The sequence below is a fragment of the Bradyrhizobium sp. AZCC 1588 genome, assembly GCF_036924735.1.
GTDB lineage: Bacteria > Pseudomonadota > Alphaproteobacteria > Rhizobiales > Xanthobacteraceae > Bradyrhizobium.
Window position 1 is genome coordinate 1,146,075 of the sequence record NZ_JAZHSC010000001.1, and the last position, 23,318, is coordinate 1,169,392.

General features: G+C 62.1%; 18 protein-coding genes. 5 read left to right on the forward strand and 13 right to left on the reverse strand.

Annotated features, from left to right (window positions below; genetic code table 11):
- Nucleotides 1-33: 33 nt before the first annotated feature.
- The 4 genes from V1277_RS05500 to V1277_RS05515 form a co-directional block, all read right to left on the reverse strand.
- Nucleotides 34-2,382: a bifunctional salicylyl-CoA 5-hydroxylase/oxidoreductase gene (locus V1277_RS05500; RefSeq protein ID WP_334415322.1), complete on the reverse strand. Its 2,349-nt coding sequence runs from the start codon at nt 2,380-2,382 to the stop codon at nt 34-36.
- 241 nt (nt 2,383-2,623) lie between these two features.
- The gene (locus tag V1277_RS05505) at nt 2,624-3,460 is read right to left on the reverse strand and encodes an enoyl-CoA hydratase family protein (RefSeq protein WP_334415323.1); all 837 of its coding nucleotides are present in this window, start codon (nt 3,458-3,460) and stop codon (nt 2,624-2,626) included.
- 33 nt (nt 3,461-3,493) lie between these two features.
- A complete protein-coding gene (locus V1277_RS05510) occupies nt 3,494-4,255 on the reverse strand; it encodes an SDR family NAD(P)-dependent oxidoreductase (protein ID WP_334415324.1) in 762 nt (253 codons plus the stop codon).
- Between the two features lie 412 nt (nt 4,256-4,667).
- A complete protein-coding gene (locus V1277_RS05515) occupies nt 4,668-5,852 on the reverse strand; it encodes a CaiB/BaiF CoA transferase family protein (RefSeq protein ID WP_334415325.1) in 1,185 nt (394 codons plus the stop codon).
- Between the two features lie 110 nt (nt 5,853-5,962).
- On the opposite strand from V1277_RS05515, the gene V1277_RS05520 reads away from it, so the two are divergent.
- From V1277_RS05520 to V1277_RS05535, 4 genes are all read left to right on the forward strand, one after another.
- Nucleotides 5,963-6,892, forward strand: a complete 930-nt coding sequence (locus V1277_RS05520; protein WP_334415326.1) for a dihydrodipicolinate synthase family protein — start codon at nt 5,963-5,965, stop codon at nt 6,890-6,892.
- Nucleotides 6,893-7,012: 120 nt separating this feature from the next.
- Nucleotides 7,013-8,038, forward strand: coding sequence for a YihY/virulence factor BrkB family protein (locus V1277_RS05525; RefSeq protein ID WP_334415327.1), 1,026 nt, complete (start codon nt 7,013-7,015; stop codon nt 8,036-8,038).
- A gap of 231 nt (nt 8,039-8,269) precedes the next feature.
- The gene (locus tag V1277_RS05530) at nt 8,270-8,977 is read left to right on the forward strand and encodes a DUF3750 domain-containing protein (RefSeq protein ID WP_334420291.1); all 708 of its coding nucleotides are present in this window, start codon (nt 8,270-8,272) and stop codon (nt 8,975-8,977) included.
- A 90-nt stretch (nt 8,978-9,067) separates the two neighbouring features.
- Entirely contained in the window at nt 9,068-9,259 is a 192-nt protein-coding gene (locus tag V1277_RS05535) for a hypothetical protein (RefSeq protein WP_334373868.1), read from the forward strand.
- A gap of 9 nt (nt 9,260-9,268) precedes the next feature.
- On the opposite strand, the gene V1277_RS05540 is transcribed toward V1277_RS05535, so the two are convergent.
- The 9 genes from V1277_RS05540 to V1277_RS05580 all read right to left on the reverse strand — a co-directional run bounded on the left by V1277_RS05540 (nt 9,269) and on the right by V1277_RS05580 (nt 21,607).
- A complete protein-coding gene (locus tag V1277_RS05540; protein ID WP_334415328.1) occupies nt 9,269-9,949 on the reverse strand; it encodes an endonuclease/exonuclease/phosphatase family protein in 681 nt (226 codons plus the stop codon).
- On the reverse strand, nt 9,949-12,066 hold the full coding sequence (locus tag V1277_RS05545; protein WP_334415329.1) for a VTT domain-containing protein: 2,118 nt from the start codon (nt 12,064-12,066) through the stop codon (nt 9,949-9,951). The genes V1277_RS05540 and V1277_RS05545 overlap by 1 nt, the downstream gene beginning before the upstream one ends.
- Nucleotides 12,067-12,212: 146 nt before the next feature.
- Nucleotides 12,213-12,425, reverse strand: a complete 213-nt coding sequence (locus V1277_RS05550; protein ID WP_334415330.1) for a hypothetical protein — start codon at nt 12,423-12,425, stop codon at nt 12,213-12,215.
- A 290-nt stretch (nt 12,426-12,715) separates the two neighbouring features.
- On the reverse strand, nt 12,716-14,278 hold the full coding sequence (locus tag V1277_RS05555; protein ID WP_334415331.1) for a GNAT family N-acetyltransferase: 1,563 nt from the start codon (nt 14,276-14,278) through the stop codon (nt 12,716-12,718).
- A gap of 44 nt (nt 14,279-14,322) precedes the next feature.
- Entirely contained in the window at nt 14,323-15,687 is a 1,365-nt protein-coding gene (locus V1277_RS05560) for an HlyD family type I secretion periplasmic adaptor subunit (protein ID WP_334415332.1), read from the reverse strand.
- A gap of 36 nt (nt 15,688-15,723) precedes the next feature.
- Nucleotides 15,724-17,754, reverse strand: coding sequence for a type I secretion system permease/ATPase (locus tag V1277_RS05565; protein ID WP_334415333.1), 2,031 nt, complete (start codon nt 17,752-17,754; stop codon nt 15,724-15,726).
- A gap of 114 nt (nt 17,755-17,868) precedes the next feature.
- Entirely contained in the window at nt 17,869-19,800 is a 1,932-nt protein-coding gene (locus V1277_RS05570) for a hypothetical protein (RefSeq protein ID WP_334415334.1), read from the reverse strand.
- A gap of 140 nt (nt 19,801-19,940) precedes the next feature.
- Nucleotides 19,941-20,717, reverse strand: a complete 777-nt coding sequence (locus V1277_RS05575) for a hypothetical protein (protein WP_334415335.1) — start codon at nt 20,715-20,717, stop codon at nt 19,941-19,943.
- Between the two features lie 302 nt (nt 20,718-21,019).
- Nucleotides 21,020-21,607 carry a hypothetical protein gene (locus V1277_RS05580; protein ID WP_334415336.1) on the reverse strand — a complete coding sequence of 196 codons (588 nt, stop codon included), beginning with the start codon at nt 21,605-21,607 and terminating at the stop codon, nt 21,020-21,022.
- Nucleotides 21,608-21,962: 355 nt separating this feature from the next.
- Between V1277_RS05580 and V1277_RS05585 the strand changes: the two genes are divergently transcribed.
- On the forward strand, nt 21,963-22,796 hold the full coding sequence (locus V1277_RS05585) for a response regulator transcription factor (RefSeq protein WP_334415337.1): 834 nt from the start codon (nt 21,963-21,965) through the stop codon (nt 22,794-22,796).
- The last annotated feature ends 522 nt before the right edge of the window (nt 22,797-23,318 follow it).

Genomic DNA, 23,318 nt, shown 5'->3' on the forward strand with positions numbered 1-23,318 from the left:
GGGGCAAGGGAGCGATGGAGCCTGCCATTCAGCCTATTCGGCTGCAAGCGGCTTTGTCGCCTCGGCCTTCAGCTCAGCGCGGGTTTTCGGTTTAGCCTTAACCTTGAGGTCTTCGAAATCCTGCCGGTCGCGTACGCTGTTGCGGAAAATTTGTTCCTTGCCGGGCAGATATTGCGGCGGACACGCGATGTCGGCGCCATACCAGGCGGCCGCCCGCATGGTGAAGGACGGATCGACCAGATGCGGCCGGGCGAGCGCGACGAGATCGGCGCGACCGGCGGCCAGAATCGTGTTCACCTGGTCCGCGGTGGTGATGTTCCCGACGCACATGGTCGCGACGCGGGCCTCGTTCCGGACCTGATCGGAGAACGGCGTCTGGAACATGCGGCCATAGACCGGCTGCGCATCGCGCACGGTCTGACCCGTCGAGACATCGACCAGATCGACGCCGGATTCGGCGAAGGCGCGCGCGATCGCAACCGCATCATCGCCGGTGATGCCGCCCGCCGCCCAGTCGGTGGCGGAGATGCGAACCGACATCGGCTTGTGCGCCGGCCACGCCGCGCGCATCGCCTCGAACACTTCGAGCGGATAGCGCAGCCGGTTGGCGAGCGTGCCACCATACTCGTCAGTGCGTTGGTTGGTCAGTGGCGAGATGAAACTCGCCAGCAGATAGCCATGGGCGCAGTGCAGCTCCAGCATGTCGAAGCCGCAGGCTTCGCCACGCAAGGTGGCCGCCACGAACTCTTTCTTGACGTGGTCCATCGCGGCGCGATCCATTTCGCGCGGCACCTGGCTGTCGGGGAAGTAGGGCAATGGTGACGCCGAGATCGTATCCCAGCCGCCCTGCTCCAGCGGTCGGTCCATGCCCTCCCACATCAATTTGGTTGCGCCCTTGCGGCCGGCGTGTCCGAGCTGCAGGCAGATCTTGGCGGCCGAATTGGCGTGGACGAAGTCGACGATGCGCGTCCAGGCGGCCTGCTGCTCGTCGGTCCACAGACCGGTGCAGCCGGGCGTGATGCGGGCGTCGCGGCCGACGCAGGTCATCTCGGTGAAGATCAGTCCCGCGCCGCCGATGGCGCGCGAGCCGTAATGCACCAGATGGAAATCGCCGGGCACGCCGTCTTTCGCCGAATACATGCACATCGGCGACACCACCGCGCGGTTTGCGACTTCCATCTCGCGCAGCCTGAGCGGCTGGAACATCGGCGCCACTGGCCTGTCGAGGTCGACATCGAACCCTTTGGCGCGAACCTGCTTCGCAAACGCCTTGTCGACCTCGCGGACGAACTCCGGCGCGCGCAGCGTGAGGTTATCGTAAGTGATCGCCTTGGCGCGGGTCATGACGCCGAACGCAAACTGCACGGGATCGAAATCCCAGAAGCGGTCGACATGCTCGAACCAGACCAGCGACACGTCGGCAGCGTGCTGGGTCTTCTCGACCTCCTCGCGCCGCCCCTGCTCGTAGGTCTGCAACGCGGCGTCGACGGTCGGCGCCTGCGCCATGGCGTCGGCGAGCGCAATCGCGTCTTCCATCGCGAGCTTGGTGCCCGAGCCGATCGAGAAATGCGCGGTCGCCTTGGCGTCGCCGAGCAGCACCATGTTGTCCTTGATCCAGCGTTGGCTGCGGATCATCGGAAAATTGCGCCACGTCGAGCGGTTGATCAGCAGCGGATGGCCGTCGAGGAACCAGCCGAAGATTTCGGCCATGCGATCGGCGGACTCACGTTCGCTGAGGCCTTCGAGGCCGGCGCGGTGGAAGGTTTCGGCGTCGGTCTCGAAGATCCACGTCGAGCGCCCGGCCTCGTATTGATAGGCGTGCGCGATGAACGGCCCCCACTCCGTCTCCTGAAAGATGAAGGTGAAGGCGTCGAGCGGTCGGGTCGAGCCCATCCACGCGAATTTGTTGGAGCGCAGGTCGATCTGCGGCTGGAAATGCCCGATGTGCTTGTCGCGGAAGCGGCTGTTGATGCCGTCGGCGAGCACGATGAGATCGGTGTCGGCAAAGCGGGCTTCGTCGTCGATGTCGGTTTCGAACAACAGCGTCACGCCGAGTTCGCGGGCGCGCTCCTGCAGGATCAACAGCAGCGTGCGGCGCGAGCAGCCGCAGAAGCCGTTGCCGCCGACGCGGTGGACGGTGCCGCGGAAATGCACGGCGATATCGTCCCAATAGGCGAATTCCTCGGTGATGCGGCGATAGCTCGGCGGATCGTATTTTTCGAAATTGTCCAGCGTGGCGTCGGAGAAGACGACGCCGAAGCCGAAGGTGTCGTCGGCGCGGTTGCGCTCGTAGACGGTGATCTCGGCCTGCGGCCGCTGTTTCTTCAAGAGGATCGCGGCATAGAGACCGGCCGGTCCGCCGCCGATTATCGCGATCTTCATCTACCGCCTCCGAAACAGGCTGTCGGGCTAGTTCCAAATTACTTTAAGCCTAAAATAATTTCGGGGCAAGGGGCTGTTTGTGCCCCGGATGCGGCGCAGCGCCACAAGCGCGTTCACGCGCGTCCTTGACGCGCTATGGCGGTGCGCTGCTGTTCCGGGGCCCATCCGGCGTGGGTCCCGGCTCTGCGGAGCAGCGTCAAGAGACGGTGCACCGCGTCCGGGACACGGGCCCGCTGCGTCCTCAATTCCCCTGAAATACCGGGGTTCGCTTGTTCGAAAACGCCTCGAACGCCCTCGCGAAATCTTCCGTGGTCATGCAGAGCGCCTGCGCCACCGCTTCGGCCTCGATCGCCTCTTCCACCGACATTGCCCATTCCATCGCCAGCATACGCTTGGTCATGGTGTTGGCGAAGGTGGGTCCTTCCGAAATCTGCTTGGCCAATAATTGCGCCTGCGGCAGCACCTGTTCCGGGGTGACGATCCTGGAGAAGAAGCCCCATTTCTCTCCCTCCTCCGCGGTCATGAAGCGGCCGGTGTAGAGCAGTTCCGACGCCCGTGATTGCCCGATGATGCGCGGCAGGATCGCGCAGGCGCCCATGTCGCAGCCGGCGAGCCCGACCTTGTTGAACAGGAAGGCAACCTTGGCGCCGGTGGCGGCCAAGCGCATGTCGGACGCCATGGCGATGATCGCACCCGCTCCGGCGCAGATGCCTTCGACGGCGGCCACGATCGGCTGCGGACAAGCGCGCATCGCTTTCACCAGGTCGCCGGTCATGCGGGTGAAACCGGTCAGTCCCTTGGTGTCCATCTGGATCAAGGGACCGATGATCTCGAACACGTCGCCGCCGGAGGAGAAATTGCCGCCGGCACCGGTGACGACGACGGTCTTGACCTCCTCGTCCATCGCGCAGGCGCGGAAGAAATCGGTGAGCTCGCGGTAGCTTTCGAAGGTCAGCGGATTCTTTCGCTCAGGACGATTGAGCGTCACCGTGGCGACGCGATCCACGACCGCCAGCACAAAATGTTTCGGCGAATAGTCGGCCAGCGGCAGCGTGACGGGATTGGCAGGCTTGCTCATGGGATCTCCCTGAATTGCATTGTCGTTGACCGCTCAGACCTCGCCACCGGCAACCGCGATGGCCTGTCCGGTGATGGCGCCTGCGCCCTCGCCGCAGAGCCAGAGCACGGTATCAGCTACTTCCGACGGCGCCACCAGACGTCCCTGCGGATTGTGCTTTGACAACTCCGCAATCGCCTGCTCGCGGTTGCGGCCGGTCTTCTTGATGATGTTGTCGATCGAGCCTTCCAGCAGATCGGTCTCGGTGAAGCCCGGACAGACGGCATTCACGGTAACGCCGCTCTTGGCCGTCTCCAGCGCCAGCGAACGAACGAGGCCGATCACCGCGTGTTTCGCCGCGCTGTAGGCCGAGACATAAGCGTAGCCCTTGAGGCCGGCGGTCGACGCGACGGCGACGATCCGGCCTTGGCGGCGCTCCAGCATTCCCGGCAGCACGGCTTGCGCGGCGTGGACCACGCCCATGAAATTGACGTCCATCATCCGCTGGAACAGCGCCGCATCGGAGCGACCGAACGGCGCGGACTCCGCCGCGCCGGCATTGGCAATGAGGATGTCGATCGGCTGCCGCGCGGCGGCTTCCGCTACTGCCGACTTGACTGAAGCCTGGTCGGCGACATCAGCGACGGCTGCAAACTGCGCTGCGCCGGACGCAACCGCTTCATCCAATGTCGCGCGGTTGCGCCCGAGCACTGTTACCGTTGCACCAGCTTTCGACAGCGCCGCCGATATCGCAAGGCCAATGCCCCGCCCGCCGCCGGTGACGAGCGCATGGGAGGAACGCGACAATTGGGCCATCGGTCAAGCCTCCAGGATCAGGGTTCAGCATATATTTTAAACTTCAAGCTTTTGCAAGGAAGGGGAATGGACTGCTTCGTCGCTCCGCTCCTCGCAATGACGGGGAAATACCGGAACGCCACAACGACTGTCATCCCCGCGAAGGCGGGGATCCAGTACGCCGCGGCTTATCCGTTCGATCACTGCTGTCTCTGGAATACTGGGTCACCCGCCTTCGCGGGTGACGACAAGTGAGTATGCGTTCGCGATCTCGCGACGCATTGCGCCCGAGGTTTGCTCTTCACTTCCCGCCCTCTCATTCGGAGGGCGTAGTTTGTAGGGTGGGCAAAGCGCAAGCGTGCCCACCATCGAGAAGCGAGCTCGACGATAGATGGTGGGCACGTCGCTCACGCTCCTTTGCCCACCCTACATGTTAAATAATCCCGTCTTTTCGCAGCGCTGCAATCGCATCCGCGTCGTAGCCGATGTCGGCCAGCACGCGATCGGTGTGCTCGCCGAGCGTCGGCGGGCGCGTGACGATTTCGCCTGATGTCTCCGACAGCCGCACCGCGGCGCGCGCCACTGGCGCGGGGTTCGGCAAACCGGGGTAGTCGACATCCTGCATGAAACCGGCGGCGCGGATGTGCGGATGCTCCAGCGCCTGTTGCGGGCTCAAGACCGGACCGGCCGGGATCATCGCCTGGCCGAGCGTATCGACGGCTTGCTGCGTGGTGCGCTCGGCGCACCAGCGCGCCATTCGCTCACTGATGATGGGACCGTGGTCGCCGCGCTTGATGTCGTCGGCAAAGCGCGGATCGCTGAGCCAATGATCCTCGCCCATCAATCTGGCCCAGCGGATGAACAGCGGGTGCCCGGTGACCTGGCACAACACCCAGCCGTCCCTGGTGCGGTAGATGTCGGCGGGCGCCGCGGTCTGGCCGAGATTGCCCGTGGGTACGCGGTTGGCTGATATCACCGCCTGCTCGATCAGCGTTGCGTTGGTGAAGGACAGCGCGGTTGCGAGCAGCGCGCCCTCGACGATCTGCCCGCGCCCGGATTTGCCGCGCTCGATCAGCGCGGCGAGCGTGCCGAAGGCGCAATGCAGCGCGGTGCCGAAATCGACCCAGTTCACCGCGGCGCGATACGGCGGATCGCCCTTGCCCGTCATGTAGACCGCGCCCGACATCACCTGGCCAACACCGTCGAAGCCGACGCGGTCCGACCATGGCCCGGGGCCGCCGAAGGCAGTCGCCGTCGTTAGGATGATGTCCGGTTTGATCGCCTTCAGCGATTCATAGTCGAGCTTCATCGCGCGCAGCGTCTGCGGCGGCAGGTTGGCGACGACGACGTCTGATGTCGCAACCAGCCGGCGCATCACCTCCTGGCCTTGCGGCTTCATCGGATCGAGCGTGATGCATTTCTTGTTGCGGTTGACCTGCAGGAACAGCGCGCCCTCGCCGCCTTCGCCGACCGGCGCCACGAAACGGTCCTCGCTGCCATCGCGCTTTTCCACCCGGATGACTTCCGCACCGAACTCCGCCAGCAATGTCGCGCAATACGGTCCTGCGATATAACGCCCGAAATCGAGGACACGAATGCCCTCCAGAACTCCCCCCATCGGTCTTTTTCCTTGTCTGGCTGCCCGATCGTGACGTGCCTTCTATCATGTTGATGAATGAATGGGACGGCCATACAATCACTGATCCCTTTCGAACGGAACATCCCTAAATGACCCCGACTGCACAACGGCCCTATCGCGGCGTCTTCCCCGTCGCTCCGACCATCTTCGACGACCACGGAGAGCTCGATCTCGAGGGCCAGCGGCGCTGCATCGATTTCATGATCGACGCCGGCTCGAACGGCCTGTGCATTCTGGCCAATTTCTCCGAGCAGTTCGTCCTCACCGATGCCGAGCGCGAAAAGGTGATGGTCGCGGTGCTGGAGCACGTCGCCGGCCGCGTGCCGGTGATCGTGACGACGACGCATTTCGGTTCGCGCATCTGCGCCGAGCGCAGCCGCCAGGCCCAGGACGCGGGCGCGGCGATGGTAATGATCATGCCGCCGTACCACGGCGCCACGTTCCGCGTGCCGGAAAAGGCCATTTTCGAGTTCTATCGCACCGTCTCCGACGCCATCGACATTCCCATCATGATCCAGGATGCGCCCGTTGCCGGGACGCCGCTTTCGGTCGACCTGCTGGCCCGCATGGCGCGGGAAATTCCGAGTATCCGCTATTTCAAGATCGAGGTGCCGATGGCGGCGGCGAAGCTTCGCGATCTGATTGCGGCCGGCGGCGACAGCATCGAAGGTCCCTGGGACGGCGAGGAAGCGATCACGCTGATGGCCGATCTCGACGCAGGCGCGACCGGCGCCATGACGGGGGGCGGCTATCCCGATGGCATCCGGCAGATCATCGATCCCTATCTCGCAGGCCGCCGCGAGGAAGCGATGGCAGCCTATGCGCGCTGGCTGCCGCTGATCAATTACGAGAACCGCCAGTGCGGCTTGCAGGCCGCCAAGATACTGATGAAGGAAGGCGGCGTGATCGGTTCGGACGCGGTTCGTCATCCCCTGCAAAGGGTTCACCCGGCGGCGCGCGCGGGTCTCATCGAAATCGCCCGCCAGCTCGATCCCGTGGTGTTGCGCTGGGGCCGCTAGATCGCCACGGTCAGCCGGCACCGCGCTCCGGCGTGGTGTCGCCACCTGCTCATCGCGACTTGATCCAGGAACGTCGCCGCCCGCTGCGCATTAAGGCGTAGAGACGCGGGACGGTTCGCCATGAACCATGTGAGTTACCTGCACGACACGAAGCCTGAGCCAGCCAAGGGCGAGCCGGATACTGAGGGAGATCCAGGCGATCAGGGCCGCGGCCGCCGCGCGGTGTCTCCGTGGCAGATTCCCTGGAGAGGGTGGAAGGACATCCTGATCAGGACCTACCAGCAGGTCGGCGAAGACCGGCTTCTCGCCGTCGCCGCAGGCGTCGTCTTCTATGGCCTGCTCGCCCTTTTCCCGGCGATCACCGCTCTCGTCTCGTCCTACGCGCTGTTCGCCAAGGCGAGTACGATCAACGACCACATGACGATGCTTGCGGGCTTCCTGCCGGAGGGCGCGCTCGGCATCGTCAGAGATCAGGTCAATCGCGTACTGGCCAAGGGCGACGTCACGCTGGGGCTGGCGTTTCTGTTCTCTTTCCTGCTTGCCGTATGGAGCGCCAATGGCGGCATCAAGGCCATCATCGATGCGCTCAACGTGGTCTATGACGAGGACGAGAAGCGCGGCTTTTTCAAGCTCAACGCGGTTTCCCTCGCATTGACCTTTGGCGGGCTGGTCGCGGTGCTTCTCACCATCGGCTCGGTCGTCGCGCTTCCGATCGTTCTGTCCACGATCGGGCTCGGGGCCGTCACCGATGCGCTGTTTCGATTCGGACGGTGGCCTGTCCTGGTCCTGACGATGCTGTTTGGCCTCGCGGTGCTCTATCGGTTCGGACCAAGCCGCCGCTCGCCGCAATGGCGCTGGCTGAGCGTCGGCAGCGTGGTTGCAACGCTGACGTGGCTTGCGGGATCGGCCTTGCTGTCGTTCTATCTCGCTCATTACGCAAACTACGACGCGACGTACGGCTCACTCGGGGCCGCGATCGGCTTGATGATCTGGATGTGGATGTCCACGATCGTCGTGTTGCTCGGTGCCGAACTCAATGCGGAGATCGAGCATCAGACCGCAGCCGACAGCACGGAGGGCGGAAACAAGCCGCTGGGTCAGCGCGGCGCGAAGATGGCCGACACGGTCGGAGAAGCGAAATCATAGGCGCAGAAGCGTAATGTTCCTGTTTTTCTCGAACAGGCTGGGATGTCTTGGCTCGCTGTTGCTTTCGGCAGCCGTGACCATCGGCCTGCTTTTTGCGCTCGGCATTCTTCGTTTTTGATCGCGGAATTGCGCAGCGCCGAACTGGAAATCAGAGTTGAAGCCATTACATCAAGTGCCCCCTCACATTGATTTCCCGCCGTGAAGAGATACCTCGTCATTTTCCTTCTGGTCATGCTCGTTCCCATGGCGGTTTCCGCCGTGCAATACCTGCTCGGCGACAGGCGCGAGAACTGGCAAACGGCGGACCGTTCAAGCGCCGGACTTCTTACAAACGCTTCCGAACACACCGATGCCGTGGTCAGGGTATTCGCGGCAAGAACCGTACGCTGGCGCGGGATATTCGCGGTTCACACCTGGATCGTCGTGAAGGAGCGCGGGGCCAGTCGTTACAGCCGCTACGATTACACGGCCTGGGGTGAGCCGATCCGGATCGACGGATTCCAGGCCGACGGGCGCTGGTTTGGCGAGATCCCCGAAACGGTCGTCAGCGTCGATGGTCCGAAAGCGGAAGCGCTGATTCCCAAAATCCGCTCGGTCATCGAGACTTACAAGTTTCGAGCCAATGGAGATTACAGCGCCTGGCCGGGTCCGAACTCCAACACGTTCATCCAGGCGATACTGGATGCCGTTCCGGAACTTGAAGCGGTGTTGCCGCCGACGGCGATCGGCAAGGATTATCCTTACCATGGCAATTGGGTCGGCTTCACGCCGTCGCGGACCGGCGTGTTTGCTTCGCTCGGAGGTTACCTTGGACTGACGATCGGATGGATCGAGGGCATCGAACTCAATTTTTTCGGAGGCGTTCTCGGCTTCGACATCCGCCGCCCCGCATTGAAACTGCCGGGTGTCGGCCGGCTCGGGCGGCCGCTTGGCCCGTGATCTCGTATCGACGACGGACGAAATCGGATTGATTCCCAGTCCATGGGGAACCTTCGTTTCGGTCAAACGTCGAAAATCGGGAGGATCGACATGACCGACGAACAGACCTTTGCATCATTGCTCGGCAAGGCCGCGATTGCGGTTTGGGGCGACATGCCCCGGGACATTCAGGAGGCGCTGTTCGAAACCGCGATGCGCAACCGCTCCGAGTTGCGTCACGATCTGGCCTGCCTGCTGCATGAGCGCCACCCGAGAACGCAGCACCCGGCCAAACCCGACTGATGCGGACCTCTATTCCGGAAACGCAACATCCGCGATGACGGGAAGATGGTCCGAAAAGGTGCGCGCCTTGCGATCGGTCCAGGCCGAACGGATCACGAGATCGGGCGAGGCGTAGATTCGGTCGAGCCGCATCATCGGCAAGCGCGCCGGAAACGTCCTCAGCCGCGTTCGGACCGGGCAAATCCGCGCCAGCACGCCCCGCACCGATTTCACCCAGAACCAGTCATTGAAATCGCCGAGCACGAGCGTCCGCGTCGGCTGCACCAGCTCGGCCAGGGCATGCGCCTGGGCGTGCCTTTCATGGATGCTGAGGCCGAGATGCGTGGCAATGACCCTTATCTCGCCATGATCAGACAAAATGCGCGCGGTAATGGCCCTGCGGGGCTCCCGCTCCTGATACGAGACGTCGGAAATTTTCGGGGGCTCGGCGAACGGCCAGCGGCTCAACAGCACCTGTCCGTAGTCGCCGTCCTCGGTGACGATCGATCGCGCGTCGACGCTGTGATCGGCGACGGCTTTCGCCAGAAGGGCAAAGGGATCGTCGGTTCTTCCGCGCGAATCGACCTCCTGCAGGGCCACGATATCAGGCGACCACTGGCGGATGACGGAACAGACGCCATCCAGATCGAACCCGGGATTGAGGTGGAAGATGCCGTGAACGTTCCAGGTCATGATGCGAATCGTAGCCATCACGTTCTTCGTCCCGCCAGCCAAGTCACCAGGAACTGCACGCCAAGGCACAGCGCGATCCAGGCGAGGATCGCCAGCGCCAGCAGCAGCACATTGATCCAGGAGGCGTTTCGCGCCAGATCCGCGATCTGCGCGCCGAGCGCGGCCATGACAGCGATTCCCGGCGCCATGCCGAGCACGGTGCCGAGCATAAAATCGCGCAGGCTCAATTTACTGGCGCCCGCCACCACGTTCACGATCGAGAACGGGGCGATCGGCACCATCCGGATCATGGCGACCGCCATAACCCCCTTGCCGATGATGCTGCTCTGAACCCGCGCGGCCCGGCGTCCGAGCAGCCGCTGCAAGCGCGCCTGGCCCAGCACGCGCCCGATCGAGAACAGCGTGAGCGCGCTGAGCAGCACGCCGGCGCTCGCGCTCAGGAAACCCATCCACGGCCCCAGCGCCGCAGAGGTCGCGGCGATCAGTACCAGCACCGGAAAAACCACGAGCCCGCCGACGACGAAGGCGGCAACCGCAAATAGCGGCGCGAATTGCGACCGCGCCGGTTGCGAGATGATCGAGGAGACGAAGCCGACATCGGCGAAATCGCGCAGCGATGTGTACTGCCAGGCCAGCGCCAGGCCGGCGAGCGCCGCAGCGAGGCCGGATACGGCCAAAATGGTTTTTGCCGTCCACATGCGATTGGCGGCGCGGTCGAGGTGAAGCGGTTCCCTGGGATCGGCGACCGGCTGCACCATGACCGCCACGCCGCCGACCGACGCGGCCGGATCGATCGGCTGCAACGATTTCGGGCCGTCGTCCTCCGCCAGGCGGTCGAGAAATCCGAATAGGTCGGCTTCGTGGCGTTCGATTTCGCGTTCATCGACGCCGCAGAAATGCCCAATCAGACTACGGCGAAGCCAGGCGATATATTCACAATGCGCGTCGGAAGTCGCCTCGAAGGCCAGGTCGCATTCCGTGTCCGCCCCCATCGAGCGATTGTTGAGGTTGGCCGATCCCACGCGCAGGATGCGATCGTCGATGATCATCACCTTGCTGTGCACCATGACCGCGGCCGCCTGCCCGGCATCCCGCGTCGATGGATAGACGAAGCGGACCCGGTCCATGACGCCTGCCGACACAAACTGGGCGATAAATCCGCCGCGCCCGCTCTGCATGGCCTGCGATTCGAACCAGGACGAATGCATCTTCGGCATGACGAGCAGGACGCGAAGCTGCGGCACGTCCAGCAACCGCTGCGCCAGGAGGCGCGCGATGTCGGTGGCGCTGGTGAACTGGTTTTCGATATAGATCAAGCGGTCGGCCGCGTTGATGGAGGCTTCGAACAGTCGCGCGACTTCGTTTACGCCGCCACCGCGCGCGGTGGCTATCTCGGTCCGGGCGATGCCCACCGTCATTCCCCGGCACTGCACCGGGACCGAGGCCGGCCAGCGCTCGCCCTTGGTCGCTGCGGGTCTTTCGACCGTGCAGCCGGCGGCGTGCCACCTGTTCTCTGCCAATTCCGTCAGGCTGGCCGCAGCTTCGCCATCCACCATGCACTGCACGTCGTGAAACGGCAGATAGGGTTTGCCGTCGGGATCGGTACGAAGCGGATGACGTGTCTCATGCGCGCTGGTGTCCCAGCGCCGGATCGTCAGATCGAGACCGCCGGCGAAGCCAAGCGCACCGTCAATGACGACGATCTTCTGATGCTGCGCTGAGCCTAAGGGAAGGCTGGAGTCGAAACAAAAGCGCAGCCGGTCCGACGCGTGCGCGGTGAACTTGGCGGCCGAATTCCATTCCCGCTCCGCGGCGTAGAGGGCCGGGAAATTCCAGTTCAGGATGTTGATCCGCAGATCGGGCTTCGTCTTCAGCAGCGCTTTCAGAAACGCACCGAGCTCTTGCGGATAGCCGTCGTCGGCGTACCCGGAAGGCCCGACAAACCGGGTCTGGCTGTGGATGTCCCAGCCGATGATGTACACCTGCCGCGTTGCGAGCAGTAGCGCTTCCCGCAAAGCGGCGAAATATGCGGCGGCATCATTGAGGATCGTCAGCCGCCCTGCCTTGCACCTTCTCCAGACGGTTTCGCCAGGAATGAGGATGGATGAGCTTTGCAGCAGACGGCACCTCGGCAACAGAATGAGAAAACCCGCTCGGGATCACGAACGAATGTTCGCCCGACGCCAATCCAACGATCTGCAGGCGCGACAGTTCCAGCCAGGCGGAACTTGCCGCCTTCCCTCCGCCTTCGGCGCGTCGTTGAATCACCGGACACACACATCTAGCGGTGAGATCCGGGGGGCGTGGCGTTCCGGCCCGGGCGGGAGACACTTTCTTCCTCAACCACCGGTTCGACGTAGGTGCTGTGCAGCGAGATCGGCGACTTGAAACCGTCGAACATGATGCGGACGGTGCTGCGATAGCGGCCGGAGCCGATGATCACCCCTTCCCGGCCGGCGAACTTTGGGCATCGCGCCGCTCCGAGTGCGCTCATCCTGACGCGTGTCCGTTCAGGTAACGCAGTCCGGTGATCGGGTGGCTGTTTAGGCAATCGCATCCTTGGGGCCGAGCGCCTTCGCCGGTTCATCTATGCGCCGGAGAGGAAATACGTTCGGTCTCAAATGCATGGCGAGAAATCCACCGGCGCACCATGCGATTGACGAACGGTGGCGTCCCGGACGTCATCACGGCCGTCAGCCAACGACCGACCTTTATTGTCATCGCGAGCATGCTGTCCTCCTCCCCACCGCGCGCTGCCAACGGGACAGTTCAGACAGTTCTGCCCTACGCCGAGATGGAGTTTTCGCGCGCAGCCTGCCGGTTCGGGATGCTTCGCCAATCGCGCCACTTCCTCACCGACGGTCCACTCGCCGGTTCGATCACGGCCAATAGCGCAGCATTGATTTCCGCCAACCGCCCGAGCTTCGCCATGCATCTGGCAACCGCGACGAACCCGTCCGGCGAATCCGGCTGCAGCCGCATGAACTCGAGATGCTGACGCAGCGCCTCCTCGTGCTGACCGAGGCTTTCGCAGACCTGGCCCAGGCACTGCCATGCCTTGGCCGCATCAGGGCGAACCGTCGTCAAGGTTCGGAACAGCCGCTTGGCGGCGGTGAAGTCACTCCTGGCCGCCAATAATTGGCCGAGCCGATGCAACGTGTCGGCGTGTTTTGGCTGAACCTCCAAAATCCGCCGGTAGCCCATCTCGGCGTCGGCAGCCTTCCCCTTCCGGTGAAGCCCAGTCGCCTGTTGCAGGACGTCAGGGATGCTCCTGCGGTCGATCCTGCCGCCGAGATTCCTGCCGTTCCTGGTCTCCAGAACGGTGCCGCGGATCTTGCGCTCCGCGCAGCCGAACGAATATTTGTACGGCTCGTTTCCGCGCAGGAAGTCGTATTCGGCATAGCCGAGCTCGATCGCGTGGCGAATGCTGAAGGCATGCAGGATCACGCCCGGCGGCGGTCCATCGAACGTCTCGTCGCGTCCGGTCATGTAGAACGAGAAGGTGCGCTTGCGCGGATCCACCAGCGTGGCCAGCGCCGCGACGGCTCGGTCGCCGTGCCAGAACGTCGGCAGGTACACCAGACCGGATTCAAAACTGCGCGTCAGCATGACGCCGTTCGACTGAACCAGGCTATCGACTCGATCTCCCTTCCGAGGCCGCCACTTTGTCTCCCAGAATCCCAGCAGGGTCTTGAGATCCTGCGCGAACGTCTCGGGCGTGGCAACGGTTACTCGATAGTCACCCTTCGTGTCGACCTGCTTCAGGAGACGCCGGATTTTCTGCCTGGTATTGGGGCTCAACGATTCGAGATAGGCATCCCAGCTCTTCGGCAGCGTGACATACGGGCACAGACCGTTATCGATACCGTCGACCTTGTTGATCCTGTTGAGCTCGGTGTAGCGAAAGCCGGCTTTCGGAAAGCAGGCCAGCAGCAAGCGCACGCGCCGCTCCGACATCCGCAGATTGTCCAGGTTGAGGCGCGTCCAGTTCATCTGCCTGACGTAGCGGGCAAAAGCGGGAATGACCTTGTTCTCCATCTCGGGCCTGCAAATCAAGCCGGTGTAGTCGGCAGCGAAATTACCCGCCATCCGCATGTTACTGACGATGTCGGATTTCTCGATCTTGGTCTGCAGCCGCAAGGGAAAGAACGCCACGTAAGGCAGATCGGCAGCGTCACCGGCCTTCGCCGCCAGGATGAACCATGGTCCCGGGATGCAGGACAACCAGCCTTTGAGCCATTTCCATGACAGGAATATCTGCGCTTCGCCGTCCGCGTCGTAGACGGCGTTCCAGTTGTCCTCGAGTTTCGCCAGCGACGGCAGGGTTTCTATGATGTCGATATGCACGGCGGATGCCTTTCCAAGGTGCGTGTTGAATTCCTGTCGTGTGCCTAGCGCTCCCGGAATGCGCGCATAAAGCTGTCGTAGATGGGCCTCATGAGGTACTGGAAGAACGTGCGCTCCGCCGTCTTGATGTAGACTTCGGCGGGCATGCCGGGCGTCGGACTGAAGCCCGGAAGATTCCGGCTCTCTTCGCTGTTGAGCCTGACGCGGACGAGATAGATGTCGGTCGGCCCGACCTGCTGGGACTTCTTTTCGTCCGCGAGCGTATCGGCCGACAGGTACACGACGTCGCCGGAGACCATCGGCGTGATGCGCTGGTTCAACGCCGTCAGCCGCACCATCGCGGCCTGTCCGTGCTTGACGCTGTCGATGTCCTGCGGCCGCAATCGCGCCTCGATGATGAGTTCGTCCTTCACCGGCAACAGCTCCATGATGTTCTTGCCGGCCTCGACCACCCCGCCCCGCGTGTGATAGCGCAGCTTCACCACGACGCCGCTCACCGGCGCCGTGACGCGGACCCGATCGAGTATGCCCTTGGCGCTCAGCATCCGCTCGCGGACGTCGGCCAGTTCGCCACGGACCTCGTGCATCTGCTCGACCGCGGTCTTGATCGCGGTCTTGCGCACGCCATTGATCTGCTCGAGCGCGCGGGCAATGCGTTCCTTCGCATCGCCGATGTCGCCCATGATGCGGCCGACCTCGCCTTCCAGATTGGCCTTCGACCGTTGCAACACCATCAGTTCCGGCTTGCGCACCAGCCCGGCCTGCACCAGGCGGTCCTTGGTCACGATCTCCTCATCGAGCAGGACGATCTGGCGCTTGACCGCGTCCAGTTGCACCCGCGACCCCCGGATCCGCTCCTCCAGAGCGTTGATGCTCTCCTGGATACTCTTGACGTCGCTGTTGAGGTTGTTGCGGCGTGCCGCAAACGTCATCTGCTGGCTGTCCACGATTTCCTTCACCTCGGGCGACTTGCCCAGCCAACCGACGACCTCGGCCGGAAGCGTGATATCCGACTCCTCCCTCATCTCGGCCTGCAGCCTTGCATCCATGGCCGACAGGCGGATGCGGCGCAGGAACAACCGCTGCAACTCCGCGCGCGCCGCCGTGTCATCGAGTTCGAGCAGTATTTGTCCAGCCTCCACCTTGTCGCCTTCGCGCACGAAGATCTCGCGGATCACGCCGCCCTCGAGGTGCTGGACGATCTTGTTCTGTCCGGTAACGACGAACACGCCCGACGCGACCACCGCGCCGGCGATCGGCGCCGTGTTGCCCCAGACGCCGAACCCCATCAGCACCACGGCCATGATCAGCGCGCCGGCAACCGTCGGAAATTTGGTCGATCGCGGCAGCGAATCGTACCAGGTGCCTTGTGATACTGCGGAGCGGTCCGCAATTTTCCTGCTGGCCATCGCGTAACCTCGTTGCTGTCAAACCGGCTGACGTCCCTATGAATTCAACGCAGGAGGGGGATCGCCGTTGGGGAGATTGTTCGGCTTGCGCCCGGTGATCATGGGAATGATCTCGTCGCGGCTTCCGAACGCCTGCACCGCGCCCTGATGCAGGATCATGATCTTGTCGACGCTCATCAGCAGCGCCGCGCGCTGCGTGATCGTCACCACCGTGATCTGCTTTTCCTTGGCGCGCAGCAGCGACTTGGCGAGCGCCCGCTCGCCATTGGAGTCCAGATTCGAATTCGGTTCGTCGAGCACGAGCAGGCGCGGGTTGCCGTAGAACGCGCGCGCCAGCCCGATGCGCTGGCGCTGGCCACCCGACAGCGGACTGCCGTCCATGCCGACGATGGTCTCGTAGCCCTGGGCGAAGCCCGAGATCAGCTCGTGCACGTCGGCGGCCTCGGCCGCGTCGAACACATCCTCGTCGCGGGCGTCTTCGCGCATCCGGCCGATGTTGGCCTTGATGGATGCAGGGAACAGTTGCACATCCTGCGGCAAATAGCCGACGCTCTCGCCGAACTGCCGCGGATCCCAGTTGCGCAGATCCATCATGTCCAGCCTGACGCTGCCGGCGGTTGGAATGATGGATCCGACCAGCATGCGGGCCAGCATGGTTTTGCCGGTACCGGAGTCTCCGACAATGGCAAGGGATTCTCCGGGCTTCAGTTGAAAGCTGATTCCGTTCAGGATCACCTTCTTGTTCGGCGGCGGCACGTAGAGAATGCGCTCGACGCTGAGGTATCCTGCCGGACGCGGCAGCCGAAGCCGCTCTAGGTTGAGCGGCGAGTTCAGCAGAAGGGATTTGATGCGGGCATAGGCTGAACGCGCCTGCACGAAGTTGCGCCAGCCTTCGATGGTGCCTTCCAGCGGCGCCAGAGCCCGGCTCGCCACGATCGAGGACGCGATCACCATGCCGCTGGTGATCTCGCTCTCCAGCGCCAGCCATGCTCCCCAGCCGAGGATCGCGATCTGGGTGCACAGTCGCAGGAATTTCGACACGCCCGTCATCACGATGTTGAGGTCCTGCCCGATCACCTGTGCCTTCAGGGACTCCACGGTTTCGCGGCCCCATACCTGCACGCCTTCGGGAATCATGCCCATGGCGTTGATGACCTGGGCGTTGCGCGCCATCGACTCCGCCTGCAGGTTTGCCCTGGCGCCGTAGTTGTTGGCCTGGTTGAACGGGATCGCGGTGATGCGCTGGTTTATCAGCGCCACGATGACCAGGGCGACGCCCGCCCCCAGCACGATGAATCCGAGATGCGGATGGATCAGGAACACGACGGCGAAATAGACCGGCGCGACCGGCGTATCGAACATCGTCAGCAGCACGGGGCCGGTAAGGAACGCGCGTAGGTGCTGCAGGTCGGCCAGCGTCTGGAATTCGCGGCTGGATCCGCTCTGCGCGGATTTGGCGGCAGCGCTCAGCACGGGTCCGCCCAATTTGGCTTCGGTCTCGACCGCAACCCGCATCAGGATGACGCGGCGCACCATATCCATGAGCACATGCGCTGCGATCGCGACGACCACGATAATGGTCAGCATCACCAGCGTGTCCGTGCTGCGGCTGGTCATCACGCGATCGGACATGTTGAACAGGTAGATCGGAATCGCCAGCACCAGCAGGTTGACCGCGATCGAGAATATCGCCACGGTCACCAGGTTGCGGCGGGCGTTCGCAAGCCCCTTGCCGAGTACGTCGCGAAATTCATTGTCGCCGGAACGCTTTTGGAGCCGCGGCGTGCCGCCACCACCTCCGCCGCCACCACCGCCGCCGGAGGAGCCGCCACCGTCCCTGTTGCCGCCACGCTGCAGCGGAGGCGCAGGAGTCTGCTGCTCGATCACGACGGTGGATCCCGGCGCCGGGGTCTTGGCTTCCTCCCGCAGGGATGGCTCGACAGCCGGCGGGTCCGCGACTCTGGCTTCGGCTGGAAGTGCCTTCTCGCGCGCAGATTCGACCGGCGGATTCTTGGGATGCCGAGGGGGCTCATCAAACCAGGGGCGAAGCGGAACTATCTTTGCCATATGCGGCGTTGCTTCGTCATACTCCCTCAAGCGCCAACTCCCGCCTGGACGATCATCCCAACCCCACATTTGGAAACTCCGTTACTTCCAATAATCAAAACATCCTGCTTGTCGCTAATGCAGCACGCTCGCCATCGGATCTGCCTGCACCGAATTGGTAACGACAGCCGGGCTCGCGTTTGTCTGGTCCTGGGTGTCGTCGACGAACGCGATGAGTTCAGTCACCAGGGTATCGGTATCGCCATTGACCGCATCATCCTGGTCCACCGGCAGCAGGTTGGCCTGCACCAGAATGGAATCGGTGTAGACTTCCCCCTCGACGTAAATGACGTCGGGATTGACATCGACAATCGCGGCATCGTTGGCGAGTTCGTTGCCGCCGGTGGTAGCCGACTGCGTTACGCCGGCGTCGGGATCAAGCGCCATCAGATCGGCTGACGGCTCGTTTTGCAGTTGATACAGCACGTTGATGTCGGAGGTGACGTTGGTCTGCCAGACCGCATTGATGTCGTAGTAGTCTCCCTTGACGTAGAGCACGCGCAGAGGGCCGCCATTGCCGGCGATGAGGCTGCCCAGTTCGGGATCAATCGATGTCACGCCGGAGGCCAGCAGATCCAGGATTAGCTGGAGGCCCGGGGTCAGCGTGTCGAAATTGTCGCCGCCATAATTCTCGATAGCTCCCTCGTTCAACAGTTTGTTGTGGCCCGAATTCACCGATTGAGACGGATCGGCGCCGTCGGCCGACATCACGATATTGTCGTTGTTCAACAGGATGTTGTTCTGGAAGATCACGTTCATGCCGTGATAGGCGCCCTCGATGATGATCAGGTCGTATTGAATCTCACCATCAAAAATCTGAGCCAGATTGCCGAGCTGATTGTGGCCGCCGACGAGGTTGTAGTGGCCTTCGCTGCTGACCTGCGTTGCCACATCGTTGTCGGAGAGATAGTTGGTTTGGGTCACCGCATTGACGCTGTAGTAGTCGCCGTCGACCACATCGACGATCCAGTTCGGCCCCGCCCAGTAGGACGGCAGGTCGGCGTAGATGCTGGGGTTCTGGACGAAATTGGCAATGTTGGTCGCGACATTGCCTTCGCTGGTCACCGATGGCGTGCCCTCCCCGCCCGACACGCTGACCTGATCGTTGTCGATGGTCGTGTTGGTCTGGAACATGGCATCGGTCTTGAAGTAATCCCCCAACACCACCATGGTCCGGGCGCTCTCGCCCAGATCGACTAGCAGCGCCGCGTTGATGCTGTAGTTGGCGCCCATCGACGCCCATTGGCCGATGCCGTCGCCGGTGTCCGGCAACTCCTTCAGCTCGGCTGGCGGCCTCGGCTCCGTTGGCGGTTCCTGCGGCTCGCCGTTGACATAGTAACCGGCAGGCACCGAATGCTCGTCCGGCGTACCGTTACGGTCGGCCCATGCAGCGTCATGATCTTTCAGGAAATCCGTCGCGCCGGCATCGTTGTGCGGCATCCACCAATCGGTGGGAATCTCGGCGTTGGCACCATCCACCAACTTCCCGATGACGGCCATCGCATCGCTGTTGAGGCTCATGATCAAGGGCTCGGCCGTAGCCAGGAAATCCGCCGGTAGATTGATGTCCTCGTCTTGCATGAAGTTGTACTGGTGGACCGTAAGCTGAATCTGTGCGCCGCCGTCCTCGTACTTCACCTTGATGTTAAACTCGCCGCCGCCTCCGCCACCACCGCCGCCCGCTGCCGGCAGCACGATGTTCGGTTTCAGCGGCGTCGGAAAGAAATCGAAATCGGGGTCCTGCGGGCCTTTGAGCAGCTTGAGCGGACGGCCGCGGAACACATCCATCGGATCGTCGGCTATCAGTTCCGGCACCGGGCTTGCCGCGCTGTCCATATCCTCCGGCGCGTAGCGATGGTGGTAGTTCGGTCGCAGCGTCGTGTAGTCGCCGGAGGGGTCGGGTGCGGGCGTCTCATCGTACTGGATGCGATCGCGAGCGATGTCCTCGAAGATCTGCAGATATCCAGCGAAATGGGAAATGATTTCGACGAAACTAGCTGACGCCATGGGAACCTCCCCTGTCGCCGCGAGCTGTTAGGGCCGCACGGCGACCCCACAGCTTCTCGTCGGCAACTGCGGCGACTGAACTGAAATGATTTGCGAAGAAATGACCCGCGCGGCAAACGCCGCGCGGGTCGAACGCGAAACTAGCCTACGTCGTCATCGCTCAGTGAGGTGCCAGCAGCCTGAATGGTGATGCTGTTGAACTGGATGTTCGCACCCTGCGTGATGTTCTGGTCGAATGCAGACTGGTTGAGAGCTGCATCGGCGCTGGAAGCAACATCTGCACGCGCTCCAACATCGTTGCCGATGTCGATCTTGGACTCGCCGCCCTCGATCTTGGCATCCATGCTGAAACCAGCACCCCATCCGGTGCCACCGCCGTTGTAGGTGGCGTTCGAGGTGTTGGAGTCGTTATCGACCAGGTTGTTGACCTGATCAATATTGAACTGGTTGCCGTCGTCCATCTTCTGGTTCACGACGTCGGGCATGACGACAGAACCGTTCGTGGTGAAGTGGTTGAGATCGATGACCGGGCTGCTCAGGCCGTCGGCCTTCAGGTCGAGATCGACATCGATATCCACATCGACGTCAACCTTGTTCTCGACGGTATTTTCGATCTTGTTTTCGATGTTGTTGTCGACCTTGTTGTCGAGGTCATTATCGACCTCGTTGTCGACCTTGTTGTCGAGCTCGTTATCGACCTTGTTGTCGATCTCGTTCTCGTTCTTGTTCTCGTTCTCGTTCTTGTTGTCGTTCTCGTTCTCGTTCTCGTTCTTGGACTCCAGCGACTGTAGCGCGGCCTGGAGTTGGAACTGCCTCTGGTCCTGGTCCTGATCTTGCTTCTGGTCCTGGTCTTGCTTCTGGTCCTGGTCCTGCTTCTGGTCCTGGTCCTGCCAATCCCAACTTGGAATGAAGTTCATGACGTGCTCCTGGGGTTTGGAGCATCGCGGGCGGAACGGAGAACGCTGATCTTCTAAGTCTGCGGTCTTCGAAGCGCGGCGGTGCTCTTTAACGTCGGTTTCTTCCGACCGCCGACACCCGCGTGATTGCGAATGCCGGCCCGGTCAGAATGCCGCCACATCTTCGACAACAACATGCACGCATTCGATCGCTCGCTGTATCTTGCGATATCAACCATCGACACGATTGGCGCTCAGAACGAATGGATATTGGAGGGAACAGCAGCGGGACGAGACATGACCATTCGTCGTCGCCGGACTGTTTAAGCCGCGTCGCGCGGCACGCTTTGTGGCTTCACGCCGTGAACATGTGCTTCAAGGCGCGGCAGGAGATCCCAGATCTCGCGGTTGATCTTCGTCATTTCGTGGGTCGTCCGCACCATCTCTTGTAGACGGCTTTCGTCCAGCGCCTTGATCTCTCCGAACCTCAGGCTCGCCCTTGTTTCCATCAATCGCATCGACTGCGTGTGGGTGATGGCGCCCGAGGAATCGAAAATAAACATGCAATGATTCAACTCATTTCGAACCTTGGTCGATTCCGAAAAGCGCTCGATGAGAGTCGTCAGATTTTTCGACAGCGCCTTGTCGCTGACCCTGATCTTGGCCAACCGCTGGATCAGATCGAGTCTCGCGCGAGTCGTATTCAGCGTCGCGAACACGACGGCGGCCGACGCTTCGTCCGTCCGCAACAGGATCATCAGAACGTAGATGAAGAGACTTTCGTTGTTCGACCAGCTACAGATCAGGTTGCCCATCAGGGCGAGAACGAATGTGCGGCGATCTGCGGAAGCCGGCGCAGCCGCAGCCAGCACTTCGAAATCCGGCTTTGGGGGCAGCTTGCTGACAAACATCGTTTGGTTCCGCGCCGTGCGAGGCCGACAACGATACTATCGTACCCGCTTCGTCAGGGCAGGCGTACGTATCGAAAGATATATTAGCGAAGGTTGCGCGGTGCGGCTTTTTGCAATTGGGGAATGAAAAAGCACACTTTAATGACCGGATTTTGACGACATCCGGTCACATTTGATCTCCTTGGCATCCCCCGCTAACGAGGGTAAAGTTTTTTTGAACAATTAAGATGCAGAGTGAACTAATTCATAGCGACTACGTGCGGTTCTGAAAGAGTCCAACAATATCATCAGTATTACATTCTGGGGGCGCGTTATGTCAGTCCCACCAAAGAAGACTGTGTTTATTGTAGACGCAATGGCCTTTCGACGAGCTCGAGCGGAGAGCTTCTTAAGTCCCTGGGCCAACCACGAACAGGTCGAGCTGATTTCGCTCGATCCCGACGAGGCGCATACAAGACTTATCGAGCGGAGCGAATGCGAGATGCTGATTTACAGCGTCGGCGCCCCCTCCCCCCACGAGGTCTTCACCGAGATACAGGTGTTGCATACCCTTCGCCGGGAGGCGGCACTCGCCATCATCTCCGACGATGAACACCCCGCCACCGTTCTCGCCGCGATCCGTTGCGGAGCCCGGGGCTACTTCAGCAATTCCATGGCACCCGAGCTTGCGTTGCACGCCCTTTCATTCGTCCTCCATGGTGGCACCTACTTTCCAGCGACCGCCATTCTGGCCAGCCAGACCTTCAGCCCGCCGGCGCCTCTCGAATACAGACAACCAGACCTATCCCAGGAGCAAGCGCTCCCGGAGCCTGAACAACAAACGCAGGCGCCCCCGCTCGGGCCCGAGGACGGTCCTTACGACCAGCCAGGGTCCCTCTTCGACGGTAAGGCGGTAAGCGTGCAGCGCGACCATGGCCTAAACGGCACGCGGCACCCGCCCGAGTTTACCGAGCGGCAGTACGCGGTGCTCGCTTGCCTCTGCCAAGGCGATCCCAACAAGGTGATCGGTCGCAAGCTCGGCATGACCGAAACAACCGTGAAAGTCCATGTCCGCGAAATCATGCGCAAGCTGGGCGTGAGCAACCGGACCCAAGTCGCGATCGCTGCGGCGCGTGTCTGCTTCGACAGTCCCGTCGAATTGATTACTCCGGATTCGCCCATAGCGGTCAGGTCATCCATATCTCACTAGCCATTGATTTTCGGCATTTGCGCCGGTTGCCATTGGGCCATCCTGGATCGGCGCTTCTGCGATCCGCACACAAGAAATCACCAGCAAAAGAGAAACGGCGCCCGGGCTGACTTCGGATGTGGGCCATGGGCGCATCATGGGCGCTCATCGAAGTTCAGTTTTCGGAGTGGATTGCATCGTCCCCCGCGGAAATGAAACAGGGAACCGGTCGCTGCCACAATGAGCGCGTTGGAGTAGATAACGGATCATTGGTGATAATCCTTACGATATAGGGAAACGAAAGATAGGGCGCTGGGGAGGTCTTCGCCCTCCCCTCGTTTCCCTGTCATCGCTCCTGCCGGAATTCGCGGCCAGAGCCTTTTCGGTTCCGATTGAATCAGAACCGGCTCTAGATCCTTGTTTTGACGCGTTTTCTTGACGCGAACCGGTGTCCACCCCGGATCAAGTCCGGGACAGGCTTTCGCTGGAAAACGCTCAGATCTAGCGCCTCGTTGCGGAAAGCGACGGCATTCTATTGCAATG

Bases quoted from the DNA above. Each gene is read 5' to 3' on its own strand.
- V1277_RS05500 (WP_334415322.1), bottom strand. From the start codon at position 2,382: ATGAAGATCGCGATAATCGGCGGCGGACCGGCCGGTCTCTATGCCGCG.
- V1277_RS05530 (WP_334420291.1), top strand. From the start codon at position 8,270: ATGCTCGTTCCCATGGCGGTTTCCGCCGTGCAATACCTGCTCGGCGAC.
- V1277_RS05525 (WP_334415327.1), top strand. From the start codon at position 7,013: ATGAACCATGTGAGTTACCTGCACGACACGAAGCCTGAGCCAGCCAAG.
- V1277_RS05535 (WP_334373868.1), top strand. From the start codon at position 9,068: ATGACCGACGAACAGACCTTTGCATCATTGCTCGGCAAGGCCGCGATT.
- V1277_RS05565 (WP_334415333.1), bottom strand. From the start codon at position 17,754: ATGGCAAAGATAGTTCCGCTTCGCCCCTGGTTTGATGAGCCCCCTCGG.
- V1277_RS05505 (WP_334415323.1), bottom strand. From the start codon at position 3,460: ATGAGCAAGCCTGCCAATCCCGTCACGCTGCCGCTGGCCGACTATTCG.
- V1277_RS05540 (WP_334415328.1), bottom strand. From the start codon at position 9,949: ATGGCTACGATTCGCATCATGACCTGGAACGTTCACGGCATCTTCCAC.
- V1277_RS05570 (WP_334415334.1), bottom strand. From the start codon at position 19,800: ATGGCGTCAGCTAGTTTCGTCGAAATCATTTCCCATTTCGCTGGATAT.
- V1277_RS05515 (WP_334415325.1), bottom strand. From the start codon at position 5,852: ATGGGGGGAGTTCTGGAGGGCATTCGTGTCCTCGATTTCGGGCGTTAT.
- V1277_RS05520 (WP_334415326.1), top strand. From the start codon at position 5,963: ATGACCCCGACTGCACAACGGCCCTATCGCGGCGTCTTCCCCGTCGCT.
- V1277_RS05575 (WP_334415335.1), bottom strand. From the start codon at position 20,717: ATGAACTTCATTCCAAGTTGGGATTGGCAGGACCAGGACCAGAAGCAG.
- V1277_RS05585 (WP_334415337.1), top strand. From the start codon at position 21,963: ATGGCCTTTCGACGAGCTCGAGCGGAGAGCTTCTTAAGTCCCTGGGCC.
- V1277_RS05580 (WP_334415336.1), bottom strand. From the start codon at position 21,607: ATGTTTGTCAGCAAGCTGCCCCCAAAGCCGGATTTCGAAGTGCTGGCT.
- V1277_RS05510 (WP_334415324.1), bottom strand. From the start codon at position 4,255: ATGGCCCAATTGTCGCGTTCCTCCCATGCGCTCGTCACCGGCGGCGGG.
- V1277_RS05560 (WP_334415332.1), bottom strand. From the start codon at position 15,687: ATGGCCAGCAGGAAAATTGCGGACCGCTCCGCAGTATCACAAGGCACC.
- V1277_RS05550 (WP_334415330.1), bottom strand. From the start codon at position 12,425: ATGAGCGCACTCGGAGCGGCGCGATGCCCAAAGTTCGCCGGCCGGGAA.